The sequence below is a fragment of the Bacillus sp. CFBP9009 genome, from assembly GCF_036541465.1.
GTDB lineage: Bacteria > Bacillota > Bacilli > Bacillales > DSM-1321 > Peribacillus.
Genome location: NZ_JAZHFU010000012.1, coordinates 69,159 through 84,937, shown reverse-complemented (window position 1 = coordinate 84,937; position 15,779 = coordinate 69,159). Strand labels below are relative to the sequence as shown.

The 15,779-nt window shown below is 41.8% G+C and carries 14 protein-coding genes; 9 read left to right on the top strand and 5 right to left on the bottom strand.

Annotated features, from left to right (window positions below):
- Positions 1-345 precede the first annotated feature (345 nt).
- The 8 genes from V3595_RS21765 (at position 346) to V3595_RS21730 (ending at position 8,841) form a co-directional block, all read left to right on the top strand.
- Positions 346-2,400 carry a carbon starvation CstA family protein gene (locus tag V3595_RS21765; protein ID WP_485909487.1) on the top strand — a complete coding sequence of 685 codons (2,055 nt, stop codon included), beginning with the start codon at positions 346-348 and terminating at the stop codon, positions 2,398-2,400.
- 13 nt (positions 2,401-2,413) lie between these two features.
- Positions 2,414-2,617, top strand: a complete 204-nt coding sequence (locus V3595_RS21760; RefSeq protein WP_098370450.1) for a YbdD/YjiX family protein — start codon at positions 2,414-2,416, stop codon at positions 2,615-2,617.
- A 306-nt stretch (positions 2,618-2,923) separates the two neighbouring features.
- Positions 2,924-4,138 carry an ammonium transporter gene (locus tag V3595_RS21755; protein ID WP_485909485.1) on the top strand — a complete coding sequence of 405 codons (1,215 nt, stop codon included), beginning with the start codon at positions 2,924-2,926 and terminating at the stop codon, positions 4,136-4,138.
- Between the two features lie 15 nt (positions 4,139-4,153).
- The gene (locus tag V3595_RS21750) at positions 4,154-4,516 is read left to right on the top strand and encodes a P-II family nitrogen regulator (protein WP_063235326.1); all 363 of its coding nucleotides are present in this window, start codon (positions 4,154-4,156) and stop codon (positions 4,514-4,516) included.
- Between the two features lie 52 nt (positions 4,517-4,568).
- Complete coding sequence (locus tag V3595_RS21745; protein WP_485909483.1) at positions 4,569-4,751, top strand: hypothetical protein; 183 nt, start codon at positions 4,569-4,571, stop codon at positions 4,749-4,751.
- A gap of 338 nt (positions 4,752-5,089) precedes the next feature.
- Entirely contained in the window at positions 5,090-5,740 is a 651-nt protein-coding gene (locus V3595_RS21740) for a LytTR family DNA-binding domain-containing protein (protein ID WP_133351753.1), read from the top strand.
- A 130-nt stretch (positions 5,741-5,870) separates the two neighbouring features.
- Positions 5,871-7,397 carry a succinyl-CoA:acetate CoA-transferase ScpC gene (gene scpC, locus V3595_RS21735; RefSeq protein ID WP_485909481.1) on the top strand — a complete coding sequence of 509 codons (1,527 nt, stop codon included), beginning with the start codon at positions 5,871-5,873 and terminating at the stop codon, positions 7,395-7,397.
- Between the two features lie 337 nt (positions 7,398-7,734).
- On the top strand, positions 7,735-8,841 hold the full coding sequence (locus V3595_RS21730) for an AI-2E family transporter (RefSeq protein ID WP_485909479.1): 1,107 nt from the start codon (positions 7,735-7,737) through the stop codon (positions 8,839-8,841).
- 54 nt (positions 8,842-8,895) lie between these two features.
- Here V3595_RS21730 and V3595_RS21725 read toward each other — a convergent pair whose 3' ends face one another.
- The 5 genes from V3595_RS21725 to V3595_RS21705 all read right to left on the bottom strand — a co-directional run bounded on the left by V3595_RS21725 (position 8,896) and on the right by V3595_RS21705 (position 15,109).
- Complete coding sequence (locus V3595_RS21725) at positions 8,896-10,314, bottom strand: NAD-dependent succinate-semialdehyde dehydrogenase (protein WP_485909477.1); 1,419 nt, start codon at positions 10,312-10,314, stop codon at positions 8,896-8,898.
- Positions 10,315-10,519: 205 nt separating this feature from the next.
- A complete protein-coding gene (locus V3595_RS21720) occupies positions 10,520-11,788 on the bottom strand; it encodes a dicarboxylate/amino acid:cation symporter (RefSeq protein WP_485909475.1) in 1,269 nt (422 codons plus the stop codon).
- Positions 11,789-12,017: 229 nt separating this feature from the next.
- A complete protein-coding gene (locus tag V3595_RS21715; RefSeq protein ID WP_485909473.1) occupies positions 12,018-12,929 on the bottom strand; it encodes a ketopantoate reductase family protein in 912 nt (303 codons plus the stop codon).
- 157 nt (positions 12,930-13,086) lie between these two features.
- Entirely contained in the window at positions 13,087-13,647 is a 561-nt protein-coding gene (locus V3595_RS21710) for a 3D domain-containing protein (RefSeq protein WP_485909471.1), read from the bottom strand.
- 397 nt (positions 13,648-14,044) lie between these two features.
- Complete coding sequence (locus V3595_RS21705) at positions 14,045-15,109, bottom strand: M20 family metallopeptidase (protein WP_485909469.1); 1,065 nt, start codon at positions 15,107-15,109, stop codon at positions 14,045-14,047.
- Between the two features lie 163 nt (positions 15,110-15,272).
- Between V3595_RS21705 and V3595_RS21700 the strand changes: the two genes are divergently transcribed.
- A complete protein-coding gene (locus tag V3595_RS21700) occupies positions 15,273-15,779 on the top strand; it encodes a general stress protein (RefSeq protein WP_241590034.1) in 507 nt (168 codons plus the stop codon).

Here is a 15,779-nt window from a genome sequence, read left to right as displayed (position 1 = left end):
AGGTGCACATTTTTTTGTTGGTCCCATAACAAGGACAACTTCCGTTTCATTTAATGATGCACCTTCTAAAGATGGGGTTTTTTAACCGATGCGGTTTTTATAAAGAGTGTGAATTCAAAAATACATATTGGTGGTAAAAGAGGTAATTATCGACAAAATAATGGAAAATACTTTACAAATTGACCAATTTACTATTGCTAAAAATCCTTATGGTAACATATAATTCAGAATATATATAAAATTCTTTAAATTTAATGGGCGTGGGGAGGAATACAGCCCAGCACCCTTATAAATGAAGGTTTTTTATAGTTGTAAAATAGTTCAATGGAGGGGAGATGGAAATAAATGAAAGCGCTTAAGTCGGTTATACTTTGGGGGATCATATCTGCTTTGGGTGCGGTGAGTTTTGGTTTCGTCGCGCTAAACCGGGGGGAAAGCATCAATGCCATGTGGATTGTCACTGCAGCACTCTGTGTTTATTCAATTGCATACCGCTTTTATAGTAAATTCATTGCACGGAAAGTGTTTGAGCTAGATGACAATCGCCAGACTCCATCGGAAGCGAATAATGATGGGAAAGATTATGTTCCTACAAACAAATGGGTGTTGTTTGGCCACCATTTTGCAGCAATTGCCGGAGCTGGCCCTCTGGTAGGTCCCATCCTTGCAGCGCAGATGGGATATTTGCCAGGGACGCTATGGCTTGTAGTCGGAGTTGTATTGGCTGGTGCCGTACAGGATTTTATCATTCTCTTCGGTTCGATGCGCCGTAACGGCAAATCATTGGGAGAGATGATCAAAGAGGAAATTGGACCGATTACTGGATTGATAGCGATGATCGGTATCCTGGGTATCATGATCATTTTATTAGCGGTACTTGCCCTGGTTGTCGTAAAAGCGCTGGTGGGCAGTCCGTGGGGGATGTTCACGATTGCCTCGACCATACCAATCGCGGTCCTTATGGGCATTTACATGCGTTATATAAGACCGGGACGGGTTGGTGAAGGATCGATTATCGGAATCATACTATTGATGCTGGCTTTATATTTAGGCCGCTTTGTAGCTGAGAGCGCAACATGGGCGCCAATGTTCACATTCAGCGGGGAAACGATTGCTATCATGTTGATTGTATACGGATTCGTTGCCTCCGTTTTGCCTGTATGGATGTTATTGGCACCGCGTGATTACTTAAGCACATTCTTGAAAATCGGTACGATCATCGGACTTGCACTTGGTATCTTTATTGTCATGCCGAGCCTTGAAATGCCTGCCGTCACTCAATTCATCGATGGAACAGGACCTGTATTTTCCGGAAATTTATTCCCATTCCTATTTATTACGATCGCTTGCGGAGCGGTATCGGGATTCCATGCACTCGTTTCATCAGGTACAACTCCTAAAATGATTGAACGCGAATCGCATTCACGTCCAATCGGATACGGGGCGATGTTGACTGAATCCTTTGTAGCCATCATGGCGATGATAGCCGCCTGTGTATTGACGCCAGGTATCTATTTTGCCATTAACAGCCCGGGGGCCGTTGTGGGAACGGAACCTGCGCAAGTGGCTGCAACAATATCGGATTGGGGTTTCATTTTGACGCCTGAGATGATTACAGGCCTTGCAGAGGATGTTGGGGAAGAGACCATTATATCCCGTACTGGAGGAGCTCCAACCTTTGCTATCGGCATGGCCCATATCTTCTCGCAAGTGATTGGCGGAGCGTCCCTGATGGCATTCTGGTATCATTTCGCGATCCTGTTTGAGGCATTGTTCATATTGACCACCATTGATGCGGGAACCAGGGTAGGGCGTTTTATGATACAGGATATCATCGGCACCTTTTACAAACCATTTGCAAAAACGAATAAATGGCTGCCCAATATTATTGCGACTGCCATTTGTGTAATCGGTTGGGGGTACTTCCTTTATCAAGGGGTCATTGATCCTCTTGGCGGAATCAATACCCTTTGGCCGTTGTTTGGAATTGCGAATCAGATGCTTTCCGCCATTGCGTTGCTGCTTGGGACGACGGTCCTTTTCAAAATGGGCAAAAAAGCGTACACATGGGTCACTCTTGTGCCTACTACATTCTTGTTGATAGTGACCATGACGGCAGGGTGGCAAAAGCTGTTCCACGAAAACCCGGCGATTGGCTTTTTAGCGCATAAGGATAAGTTTAAAGCAGCCTATGATAATGGGGAAATTCTTGCTCCGGCAGCCAATCTGGCCGAAATGAAGCGGGTTATTGTCAATGATTATGTGGATGCTGCCCTTTGTGCCATCTTCATGATCGTGGTGATTACGGTCCTGATTTCTGCCATTAGGTTATGGATAAAGGTCTTGAAGAAGCAGAAAATAGATTTACATGAAACACCTTATGTATCAAGGTCATCATAAGGGAGGGAAGGCAATGTTGAAAAGATTAATTAAAATTCTAAGCTACAGGAAGCAGTTCGTCAGTTTGCTCGTCGGCGTGCCAAGTTATGATACGTATGTGGCACATATGAGAATGCATCATCCTGAGGATCCCGTGAAAACCAGGAAAGAATTTTTCTGCGAAGCCCAGGATGAACGGTATAATGCAAAGGGTGGGAAAGTGTCTCGTTGCTGTTAATTGAATATTTTTTGAGGGTCCTCAATATGAGGGCCCTTTTTTTTATTGGTTTTTTTGAAGCGGGATATAAGTAGAGGGGGAAATGTAACGGTAATGGAGTCGTAAAAATGTGGAAAAGTAATTATAAAACCAAAAAAATCAAATTATCTAAGCCTTTATTCATAGTGATGTTATATAACCTAACATTTTTTTATAAAATATAAAAATTAAGTTGAATTATTAGAAAATTAAGTATATGATAAAAAATATAACATAATAGTGTTAATAAACATAACATATACAAAAAACAAGGGGGAAAAAAACAGTATGCAAATGGCAGATTCGGTATTCATGTTTTTGGCGACAATGATGGTTTGGTTAATGACACCAGGGATTGCCCTATTTTATGGAGGGATGGTAAAAAGTAAAAATGTCCTGAATACGGCAATGCATAGTTATATGCCACTGGCTGTCATTTCGATTCTTTGGGTGCTGATTGGGTATTCATTATCATTTTCACCTGGTAATACACTTTTGGGCGGTCTGGACTGGGTTGGCTTAAAGGATGTAGGCTTTGCACCTGGACCATACAGCGAAACAATTCCTCATAGTTTGTTCATGTTATTCCAAATGACTTTTGCCGTTTTAACCGTCTCGATCATTGCAGGTGGCATTGCCGAGCGGATGAAGTTTTCAGCATTCCTGATTTTTACGATCCTTTGGTCTTTATTCGTATACGCTCCCGTTGCACATTGGGTATGGGGAGGCGGCTGGTTAGCGGAACTAGGTACACTTGACTTTGCAGGTGGCAACGTTGTTCATATTTCTTCAGGGGTCGCAGGTCTGGTTTTAGCGATCATGTTAGGTAAAAGGAAAGAGTCGGGGGACAGTGCACCGCATAATCTTCCTTTAACATTCCTTGGCGGATCATTAATTTGGTTCGGTTGGTACGGCTTCAACGTCGGAAGCGCACTGACAATCAATGAAGTGGCGATGAATGTATTTGTCAATACAGCTGTTGCAGCCGCTGCTGGTATCATAGGCTGGCTGATCGTTGAGTATATGGCTAATAAAAAGGCAACATTGCTGGGTGCGGTTTCCGGAGCTATTTCTGGCTTGGTGGCCATTACACCTGCTTGCGGGTTCGTAACCCCTGCCTCTTCCATCATCATCGGGGTCATTGGCGGTGCTGTATGTTTCTGGGGCGTATTCTTCCTGAAGAATAAACTGGGTTACGACGATGCACTTGATGCTTTCGGATTGCACGGGATCGGCGGGACATGGGGTGGGATCGCTACAGGTTTATTCGCGACCACTTCCGTTAACGAAAACGGTGCAGATGGTTTATTCTATGGAGATTTCAACTTGTTGTGGAAGCAGCTTGTAGCGATCATTGCGACATATATCTTCGTTGCCGTGGTCACTTATGTCGTTGCTAAAGTCATTAACCTTTTCGTGCCATTGCGTGTCAGTGAAGAAGATGAGTCAATGGGGCTTGATCTTACACTTCATGGAGAAAAAGCTTATCACGAATCCATTTAAAAGGGGGTTGCTCATATGTCCGAGGTTTTAACGAAAATAGAAATCATTACACGTCCAATCAAGTTTGAACAATTCAAAGCGGAACTGGCAAAAATAGGGGTAAGCGGAATGACTGTATCGGAAGTAAAAGGAACGGGTCTTCAGAAAAGTTATGTGGAAACCTATAGAGGCAGAAATCGTGAAATGTCACTACATGACAGAATGAAAATCGAAATCGTCGTGTGTGAAGTGCCAGTTCAGGATGTTGTGGATGTAGCAAGGAAATTCCTGAGTACAGGTAAACCAGGAGACGGAAAAATTTTCATTTATGAATTGGCGAATGTTGTGAATATCCGTACCGGAAAAGAAGGTCATGATGCGTTAAAGAATGACATCTGAATGTCCGGCCGAATGTGCCGGATACAGTTGATGTAAAGAAAGGGAGCTGAAAATGGGGAGACTGGTCCGAATTGTTAATGCAAAAAAACAGAAGATCGTTAATACGCTCATTTCAGAGGATGTATATCAACCTGATGACCGACCCTTTTTATTGGAATTGCCACTGAAAAATCTAGAAGAGATACTATCACTAAGAATAAAATCCTCGATTCAAAATACCCGTTTTGAAAAATGACCTTTAGCCGTTATCCTGTATGGGGAGAGCGGCTTTTTTATGCGTTTGATTTCCACCCCCAGTTGCATTTAAATGTTAGTATATAAGGAAACTTTTTTCTTGAATCCCCCATGGAAATTGGGGAGCTTTCCAACTATAATGAATAAGGATATAAATTTAAATACGATTTTTTTGCCCTTTTTGCCGCTTTTCGCTTAGTTACTTCAATTTTTCTTTAATTTTACGAAAAGTAAATTCAAAAAAATGTAAGTTTTCCAAAAAAATGATGAATTATTTCATGAATGCCCTGTTTAATAATAGGGAAATTATTAATATGTTCTTTTAAGAGGTGAAAGGAAATGGATCAATTTACGGTCGAATCCGTTTTAAATATCATCAGGGAATTTGTACCGAAGGATGCTTCAATTTCTGTGGCTGATTCCGAAAAATACATTTATTATCAACCGAGCAAACAAGTCGACTTAAGAATAAAACCAGGTGATTTAATCAGTGAAAACACAGCGACATATAAAGCGCTGAGTGTCCGAAAAAAAATAGGGGTGCAGGTTGAAAGCAACGTATTTGGCGTACCTTACTATGGGCTGAGTGTTCCTATCATGGACCAGGGCAATCCTTTAGGAGCGGTAACGGCCATCTTGCCGACAAAGCCATTAATTTTACCGACATCATTCTTGACCATTAAAACCGAAGATCGCTGGATACCGCTTCCGTATGATGAAATTATGTATTTGGAAGCTCAAAATAGGAAAACTAAAATTCAGTCCGAACGTGTGAGTGGATTTCATAAAATGAACTTAAGTGAACTGGAATTCATTTTACCTAGTGATTTATTCATTCGCGTGCATCGTTCGTACATCGTCAATATCAACTATATTCAAGAAATCCTTCCCGATTTTCATTCTACATTTTTACTGATAATGAAAGACAATTCCAAAATCCAGGTCAGTCAAACTTATGCAAGTCAATTCAGGAGGGCTTTAGGATTTTAATGATTCTCCCTTGTGTGAATAAAATGCTGGTTTATGCCCTATATAAGGCTTTTCATTCAAAAATGAATGTGACGATTACACAGGATTGGTAAAATTAAGTGTAAGAAAAGCGAAAATGGGGGTCTTTTGTATGAACGAAAGCGTTTTCAAAAAAATTCGCAATGAACAATTTAAGGGGAAAGTAGTTACAGCGGAAGAAGCAGCTTCATGGATTAAAGATGGGATGAAACTCGGTATGAGTGGATTTACCCGTGCTGGTGATGCTAAAGTTATTCCGATGGCTCTAGTTGAAAAAGCAAAAACTGAAAAATTCAAAGTTGACGTTTACACTGGTGCTTCATTAGGACCGGAAGTCGATCAACATATGGCGGAAGCCGGTATCATAAACAAACGTTTGCCGTTCCAAGCGGATAAAGGCATTCGCAATAAAATAAATGCTGATGAAGTCACTTATGTGGACCAGCATTTATCTCATACAGCTGAACAAGTTCGTCAAGGCATTGTCGGACCTATAGATTTTGCAATCATCGAAGCATTGGCGATTACGGAAGAAGGATTGATCATCCCGACAACTTCTGTAGGTAACTCAGCCATATTCGTTCAAGAAGCTAAACATGTAATCATTGAATTGAACGTGTCCCACCCAGAAGGATTGGAAGGGATGCATGATATATATACACCAGCTGAACAAGGGGAACGCGAACCGATTCCTATGACTAAAGCTAGCGATCGCCTTGGATCGATCGGTATTGCGGTTGACCCTGAAAAAGTAATGGGAATCGTCATTTCTACAGATCTTGATGCACCTTCTACAATCGTGCCGCCGGATGAAGAAACTGCAACAATTGCCAACCACCTCATTAACTTCCTTCGTGAAGAAATCAAGGCTGGCCGTTTAACTGAAAGCCTTGCTCCGCTTCAGTCGGGTGTAGGTTCAGTGGCAAATGCAGTATTCGCTGGCTTCCTTGATTCTGAATTTAAAGATTTGGAAGTTTATTCAGAAGTGCTGCAAGATGCGGTATTTGATTTAATCGATGCTGGAAAAGTTAAATTCGCTTCAGGTTGTTCGATCACATTAGCTGAAGAAAAAGGTAAGCAAGTTTACGGTGAGCTTGAAAAATACCGTGATAAACTAGTTCTTCGTCCACAAGAAATATCTAACCATCCTGAAATCATCCGCCGCCTTGGCTTGATTTCAATCAATACAGCGTTAGAGTGTGATATCTATGGTAACGTGAACTCGACACATGTTTCTGGGACAAGAATGATGAATGGAATCGGTGGATCGGGAGATTTTGCCCGTAACTCACGCCTAGGCATTTTCGTAACGAAATCATATGCAAAAGGCGGCAAGATTTCCAGTATCGTTCCTTTCGTTTCTCATGTGGATCATACTGAACATGATGTGGATGTATTAGTGACAGAGCAAGGGATCGCTGATTTACGTGGTTTGGCACCAAAAGAGCGCGTAGAGTTAATCATTGAAAATTGTGCGCATCCTGACTACCGTCCACAGCTTCGTGCATACTTCACTGAAGCGGTTGCGCAAACTGGCGGGCATCAAACTCCACACATTCTTGAAAAAGCATTTTCATGGCATACAAACCTAGCTAAAAACGGTACGATGCTTGAAGAGGTTCTTCAAGATCAAAAATAAGACTCAAAACCACCCCGCCAATACAGCGGGGTTTTTTTTATTTGGGTCCGTTTCCTGTATTGGGTGGAAAATCATGAATCTTTCAAATTTGCATGATGGTGCTTATTAGGTTTTTTTTCTCCAACATATAACAGATTTAAAGTGTAAAATGATGCTTAACCATCAAAAAGATAGGGAACTGTATCTTTAGGCTTTTTTCTTTTATTTTATATATAATTATTCATTCAAGTTATAGAAGTATGGTAAACTGCTAACAATGAAGGATTATCATACATAGAATTTTTCGCTTTCTTAGAAATAAGGAGTCATATAGAATGCTTATAGTGGAGGAGATTATTTGTTCAAGCAAAAACTGCATTTTTGGACGTTAGAGTTATTACTATTGTCTTTACTTTTTTATGTTGGTACAAAGATTTCTTTTCTTTTTGAACCAATAGTCATTTTTACATCTACATTGTTCTTTCCAATCTTGATTTCGGGTTTTCTCTACTTCCTGTTCAATCCCACTGTTGATTTCCTGGTTAAAAGAAGAGTGCCAAGGGGATTGGCGATATTATTGCTTTATGTATTTTTCCTGGGATTGATTAGTTTGCTGGTCGGTCTGGTTGGCCCGTCACTGTCCAAACAGGTTACGGATTTAATCAATAACCTCCCGGATTATTTCAATCAAACAAGGAAGTTCATTGAAGATTCAGCGGAGTCAAAATGGTTTTTGTGGACGGTGGAACAAGATTATGTACCTCTGCAAGAAGTAGGGGATTCGCTGCAAAAATATTTGACGAACTTACCTAGTAATATAACGAACAGTTTAACTTCCGTTTTCAGCGTAGTGACGAATATTACTTTAGTGGTCGTAACGGTTCCTTTCATCCTGTTTTATATGTTGAAGGATGGGGATAAGCTTCCGGCCGCCATTATGAAATTCGTACCGGTTCGCTATAGGAAACCAGCTTTAACAGTACTTCAGGAAACTGGCGCGACGCTTACTACCTACATACAAGGGCAAATGCTTGTTTGCATGTTTGTCGGGATCGGAACGTTCATCGGGTATTTGATCATTGGTTTGCCTTATGCGTTCTTATTCGCGCTAATTGGCGCTGTAACCAATATCATTCCATATGTAGGTCCATTTATCGGAGCCGCTCCTGCCGTCATTGTGGCGTTGATTCATTCACCGACAGAGGCGTTATTGGTCATTCTGGTTGTAACGGTCATTCAGCAATTGGATGGTAATTTCATTTCACCGTTAGTCATCGGGAAGAAATTGAACACACATCCTTTGACCATCATCATCCTATTGCTCGTGGCCGGAAACATTGCCGGTATCATCGGCATGATTTTGGCGGTTCCGACTTACTCCGTTGTTAAAACGATTGTATTGAATATCGTTAAGTTCATCAGAATCCGAAAAGAGGAAAAGCTTGAAGAGGATATATTGGAATGAAAAAACGGGTCCGACTCAATTGAGTCGGGCCCGTTTTCAGTGTGCCTAAATAGGTTACAAACCTAAGGAAATATATTTTACTTCCAGGAATTCCTCGATGCCCTGATGACCGCCTTCACGGCCGAGCCCGCTTTGCTTGAATCCGCCAAATGGAGCTTGCGGAACGGAAGGAAGTCCATCGTTCAAGCCTACAATTCCGAATTCAAGTGCCTCGGTGAATTTGATGCCCTTGGTGATATTTTCAGTGAAGACGTAAGCTGCCAAACCGAAGATGGAGTCATTTGCCCTCTTGATTGCCTCTTCGTCAGTCTTAAAGGAGGCTATAGGAGCTAGTGGACCAAATGTTTCTTCCTTCATGCAGAGCATGCTGTCATCAATGTTGGACAGTACGGTTGGTTCAAGAAAAAGGCCGCTTATTGATTTACCGCCAGCTTCGAGCTTAGCTCCGCTGCTGATTGCTTCATCTATTTGTTTTTGAACCTTATTCACTGCATTTTGATCGATAAGCGGACCGATATCGACGCCATCTTCCAGTCCGTTTCCTACCTTTAGTTCCTTTACCTTGGCAACGAGCTTTTCGATGAAGGCTTCTTGAATGGCTTCGTGGACATAAATGCGATTTGAACAGACGCATGTTTGCCCTGCGTTACGGAATTTTGAACTGATGATGCCATCTACCGCTTTATTAAGGTCGGCATCCTCAAGAACGATTGCTGGTGCGTGACCCCCAAGCTCAAGCGAGATTTTCTTTACCGTGTCAGCTGAGCCCCTCATAAGGGTTTTGCCGACTTCTGTAGAACCGGTAAACGTCAATTTACGAACCCTCGTATCTTGAAGCCAAGTTTCACCGATTTCTGATGATTTTCCTGTCACGACATTGATGACTCCTTTTGGAATGCCCGCTTCTTCAGCTAATTCAGCCATTTTTAAAGCTGTTATGGGAGTCAGGTTTGCCGGTTTAATGACGACTGTGCAGCCGACGGCAAGCGCTGGTGCCACTTTTCTTGTAATCATGGCTGCAGGAAAGTTCCAAGGCGTAATGACAGCTACAACTCCGACAGGCTGTTTAGTCACGAAAAGCCGCTTATTGGACACGGAAGCAGGAATCGTTTCGCCGTACACCCGTTTTCCCTCTTCGGCAAACCAAGATAAAAAGCCGTTTGCATATGTCATCTCACCAAGAGCCTCTTTAAGGGGTTTGCCTTGCTCTTCAGTCATGATTTTTGCCAGTTCTTCTTTATTATCATCAATCAATCGATGCCATTTCCAAATTAGTTCCGCACGTTCGTAGACTGAGAGTGCAGCCCAGCCCGTAAAGGCTTCATATGCGGCATCTGCAGCCTTCGCTGCTTCAGTTGCACCGCCTTTAGGAACGGTGGCAACTATTTCATCCGTTGCCGGGTTTCTCACTTCAATTTTATCCAATCCAAAATCCGACCACTCACCGTTAATAAATAATCCGTAATCCTTCATGATAAAACCTCCTAATTTGGTTAAATCCATCAAACTACTAAAACTTTTAACTTTATACTTTTACCTGTTACATAAAAGTATAAACACTTTTCACTGATTCTGAAATTTATTTGATTGGCTATTTATAGAAAATTGGCTAATTGATAGAAAGGGAGCAATACAAAAAAAGAGGTGCAAGTTGCACACCTCTTCATTCAGGGTTCGATTATTTTTCCGATGAGACGGCCACCTCACTCATATCACCTGAGATGGCTTGGTTTGGGTTGAATTCACCTTCTGATTTAGAAATGACCACTGTAGCAACGCTGTTACCGATTAGATTAGTGATGGCACGTGCTTCAGACATGAAGCGGTCTACTCCCAGCAATAATGCCATTCCTTCAACTGGAATCATTGGGAAGGCAGCTAATGTTGCAGCAAGTGTAATGAAACCGGATCCCGTTACACCAGCAGCACCTTTGGATGTTAACATCAAGATTCCTAGAAGGGTCAATTCCTGCCAGATGCTTAAATCGACACCATAGGCTTGGGCGATGAAAATCGCAGCCATGGATAAGTAGATGGATGTGCCATCAAGGTTGAAAGAATAACCGGTTGGGACAACCAACCCGACTACTGACTTTGAGCAACCGTATTTTTCTAGTTTTTTCATCACGCTTGGCAGGGCGGATTCCGACGAAGATGTTCCTAAAACTAAGAGGATCTCTTCTTTTATATAGGCAATGAACTTGAAAATATTAAAGCCGTACATTTTTGCGATCGAGCCAAGGATTAGTATGATGAATAGTGCCATTGTAATATATACGCTACCCATTAATTGTCCTAACGAGGTTAAAGAACCAAGGCCAAACTTACCGATTGTATAAGCCATTGCTCCAAATGCGGCCAATGGAGAAACTTTCATGATCATACCTACGATGCCGAAGAAAATGTCGGCAATATGCTGAAAGAAAGAAACGACTGGCTGCACTCTCGGTCCCATTGCCGCCATTGATAATCCGAATAATACGGCAAAGAATAGAATAGGGAGTAAGTCTCCGCCAGCCAGTGCTGCAACGGCATTTTCAGGAATGATATTAGAAATGAAAGCAACGGCTCCATGTTCCGTTTCGGAAGCGGCTGTTGTATATTGTGATACATCTCCGCCCTCGACGGAATCGATGTTAAAGCCTTTACCAGGTCCCAGCAGATTGACCACGATGATTCCGATGGCAAGTGCGAAAGTGGTAACGATTTCAAAATAGAGCAGGGCCTTTCCGCCGATGCGGCCAACCTTTTTCATATCGCCCATACCGCCAATTCCGATTACGACGGTTAAGAAGATGATTGGTGCAATGACCATTTTAATCATTTTAATAAATAAATCAGCTAATATCTTCAGTTGTTCACCGAAAGCAGGGAAGAAGAAACCGACTGTTATACCTAGAATGATACCGATGATGACCTGAACTGTTAAATTTTTTAATATTTTCAAGGTGCATTCTCCTTTTTTATATGATAGCGCTTTCTTAACTTGATAATAGTGTAACAGAAGAAAGAATCAGAATATTCTTTTGGTGATATTGTTTTCTTTTTGGTCTTTTTGGTCTTGGGGATTTTTATTAACTGAAGGGAAGAGGAGGAATTAAAAGTGACGATTAGGATATAGATAGATTACTAAGCTGCAAAAAAAAATACCGGTGGAGCACCGGTATTGGCGAAAATCAATTTTCAAAAGGTTTTATGATTGCATATAGAGTTCCGATCACAGGAAGTTTCAAACGGGCCTTGTCGGCAAGGCGCAGTGCACCGCCCTGTAAATGTTCCACTTCGAGGGTTAGGCCCTTCCGGCGGTCCTGGTGCATGGAAGAGGTAGAGTCGTCAGGTAAACCTGCCATGTTTTCCAACGCTTGAGCAATATTCTCCACAGTAATACCGACGTCATAAGCATTTGCAAGCTCCTTCATTTCAACAAGGACCTTTTCTAGCAATCCATTGGTTTCCGGGAATCTCCGTATCGTGCCGATAGGGAGGTTAGATGCAGTTGTCACACCGGAAAAAGCGGTGATGAACATATATTTGATCCACATCCTGATCAATATGTTTTCCGTTCTGCTTGCCTTCATGATAGCTGATCCGGCCGCCTGTTCGAATTCATCACAAATCTTTTTTTGTGACGGATGAAGCGGGCCATAGATTAAATCGTGATTTTCATTGGAGTGAATGACATGACCTTTTTCATCCAGGGTTGCTATGATGAAGGCGCTTCCTCCCAAGACGGCTTCTTCGCCCAGTTCGTCCTGTAAAATGGATACATGTTCCAACCCGTTCAAAAGCGGGAGGACCTTTGCGCCCTTTTCGACAAGCACCTTTAAATCTGTAAGGGTGCCTTGCAGATGCTGTCCTTTTACTGCGAGAATCACGAGATCGACCTTTTCTATATCATTTACATTCTCTGTGATATGAAGGTCGTTGAATTGGTAGTTTCCATGTGGGCTGCTTATGCTGATCCCGTTTTCTTTCAATTGTTTGGCGCGGTTTTTTCGGACAAGGTATTGAACATCCTGCCCGGCCTGCTGCAACCTGCCCCCAAAGTAGGAGCCGAGTGCCCCGGCCCCTATAATGACTATATTCAAAGCGCACACCTCTCTTTTGATTAAGATGTACTAATCATAACATTGACTGAAATTTCAGTAAATATTTTCCGTTTGAAGGTCAACTGGTTGTTTAAATGTTTGCAAGAATGGGAAAAACAAAAGACCAGCCTGAAAGGTTTCAGGCTGGTGCTTATCATTATTTATAGATTTTTACTTTAACGGTTTTTCTGCCCCAATTGATAGCTTTTGAGTGAGAAGAGTAGAAGACGTCAATTTTATTACCTTTGATTGCGCCGCCTTTATCTGCCGCAATGGCATCCCCGTATCCTTCTACATGAACTTTTGTTCCAAGTGGAATGACTTTAGGGTCGACTGAGATGGCTTTTACGTTAGGGTTTTTCTTTAAGTTAAGACCCGATGCTGTAATCCCGCTGCAGCCTTTGCAGTTCGCTGTGTAAGCTGTTGCCTTCACCGTGATAGTTTTATATTTCTTGGATGATGATGTTTTAGCTTTAGCTTTAGGTTTAGTAGAGGTCGATGTTTTCTTGACCTTTAAAACTTGTTTTGGATGGATGTTATCTTTTTTCAGGTTGTTCCAACTTTTGAGTTGATTGACTGTTATATTATGTTTATTGGCGATACCCCATAGTGTGTCGCCGCTTTTAACTTTGTATGTAGTAGTAGCAGCCGATGAAACTCCGGAAAAACTAAATACCAAAAAGAAAGCAGTGAATAGTGGAAGTAGTATTTTTTTCAAAATGAATAGTCTCCTTTGTTTTAAATCGTAGACTTAGAATAACAGGTCTTTATGACAGTAATGTTTCGGTGGAATAGTAATTGTGTTACAAAAAGGTTTCCCTTGATAAATAAATGTAATATAAACTAGGTCAAAAGGACTTGTCTAATAAATGTAAATATATTATTTATTATGTCAGTATAAGCGCATTTTTGTTAAATAGTGTTAATATAATGGCGTATCCTGTTTAATTAGGTAATATATGGATGTTAAATCCCTGGTTTTAAAGTCCTGTATATTTTGTAAAAAAACAACGTAATAATAGACGATTGAATGCTGTTTATTTTAGTAGGAGAGGATATGCGGAACATGAAAAAGACCGACATCTATGTGATGCCGGCTTTTTTCATGATTTGGATTAATGTAACACAAATTCGGAAGCGAAATCGACTAGCATTTTTTGATAGACTGCTACCGATTCAAGATTGACGCATTCCCTATCTCCATGCCAGTTCTCACCTTTTGGTCCGAATTCAATCGCTGGGATATCATATGCCGCAAAAAAGACGGTATCTGCGGAGCCGTGCTGTCCAAAAATGACAGCGTCTTGCTTGGTGTTTCTTTCGATAATCGGACGGAGCAGAGTGATGAATGGGTCTGACTCTTCGGTTTTTACAGGTTTACTGTACATATTAAGGTGGACATTATTTCCTGTCACACTTTCGATCTGAGCAATGATATCTTCCATTTTTTGCGTAGGAAGATAGCGAATATCAAGACTTAGCAAACAGGCATCCGGTACCTTATTATAGACCTCCCCGCCTTTTATTTTTGCTAGGTTAAGTGAAGGGGAAGGGTAAAGGGGAGTATGATCCCGGCTGAAAGGAAGTTCCTTTATTTTTTGATAAAGATCATAGGCCTTTTCAATTGCATTCACGCCTTCCCATGGACGGCTTCCGTGTGCGGATTTGCCGGATACTTCAATATCGAGACGAATGACACCCTTTGCCTGGAGTCCGATTCCCAATTGCGTCGGTTCAGCACAGATCACAAAGTCCCCTCTATAACCATGTTTCGCTAAATATCCGGAACAGTTCAACCCGCCAATCTCTTCATCCGATACGATCTGAAGCTGGATTTTCAAACCTAAGTCCTTATCTTTCAGTTCGGTAAATGCACACATCATCCCTGCAACTCCAGCTTTCATATCGGCTGTCCCGCGTCCATATAAGTTTCCTTCATGAACCTCAGGGAAAAATTGATCCGGCGTTCCGCTGACAACATCGACATGGCCATTCCAAATTAGGGTTTTATCTCCGCTGCCAATCTCGCTTACAAGCATCTTATAACCGTTATTTACGATCACATTCACGGTAAGTCCTTGATCTTTAAGCCAGTCCGCACAGTAATCAACTGCTTGGTTAGCTCCTTCTTTCGATGAACTGTCGATAGATACTAAATTTTTAAGTAACTCGATGAGCAAAAAGAAAACCTCCTAAAAATATGCATACTATGATTATATATACCCTTTCTGAGAAAGGGTTAACTCAAATTTTTTTTCCTGTTAAATAACGTTTAGCACTTTCATCCTCTGGGGTATGTAAAGGGGGAGCGACAATTTACATTCTTTAAGGAGGATGATAGATATGGATAAACGTATAATTGGTGTATATGAAACTGGAGAAGAAGCCATAAAGGCTGTTGAGTCATTACAGGCCCAAGGATATGATCGTGAAGATATTTCAGTGGTAGCTAAAGATAAAGAAGAATTAAATGCAGTGAATGAAGAAACGGGTACAAAAGTTGAGGAGGGGCTCGCAGCAGGTGCGGCGACCGGAGGTATTTTGGGCGGTGCTGCCGGATTATTAGCTGGTGTGGGTGCGTTGGCGATTCCGGGAATCGGACCGGTACTTGCAGCTGGACCGCTTGCTGCAACATTAGCCGGAGCGGCTGTAGGTGCTGGTACAGGAGGATTGGCCGGTACATTAATCGGTATGGGCATACCTGAAGACGAGGCGAATCGTTATGAAGCGGATGTAAAGAGTGGCAAGCTGCTTGTGTTAGTCGATTCGGATGCGAGAAAATCCAGTTCTTCTTACTCAGGAATAACGGAAACCGATGAAACTCTAACGAACGGTAGAAGAACTCTATAG

Bases quoted from the DNA above. Each gene is read 5' to 3' on its own strand.
- V3595_RS21755 (WP_485909485.1), top strand. From the start codon at position 2,924: ATGCAAATGGCAGATTCGGTATTCATGTTTTTGGCGACAATGATGGTT.
- V3595_RS21725 (WP_485909477.1), bottom strand. From the start codon at position 10,314: ATGAAGGATTACGGATTATTTATTAACGGTGAGTGGTCGGATTTTGGA.
- V3595_RS21700 (WP_241590034.1), top strand. From the start codon at position 15,273: ATGGATAAACGTATAATTGGTGTATATGAAACTGGAGAAGAAGCCATA.
- V3595_RS21740 (WP_133351753.1), top strand. From the start codon at position 5,090: ATGGATCAATTTACGGTCGAATCCGTTTTAAATATCATCAGGGAATTT.
- V3595_RS21760 (WP_098370450.1), top strand. From the start codon at position 2,414: ATGTTGAAAAGATTAATTAAAATTCTAAGCTACAGGAAGCAGTTCGTC.
- V3595_RS21750 (WP_063235326.1), top strand. From the start codon at position 4,154: ATGTCCGAGGTTTTAACGAAAATAGAAATCATTACACGTCCAATCAAG.
- V3595_RS21745 (WP_485909483.1), top strand. From the start codon at position 4,569: ATGGGGAGACTGGTCCGAATTGTTAATGCAAAAAAACAGAAGATCGTT.
- scpC (WP_485909481.1), top strand. From the start codon at position 5,871: ATGAACGAAAGCGTTTTCAAAAAAATTCGCAATGAACAATTTAAGGGG.
- V3595_RS21765 (WP_485909487.1), top strand. From the start codon at position 346: ATGAAAGCGCTTAAGTCGGTTATACTTTGGGGGATCATATCTGCTTTG.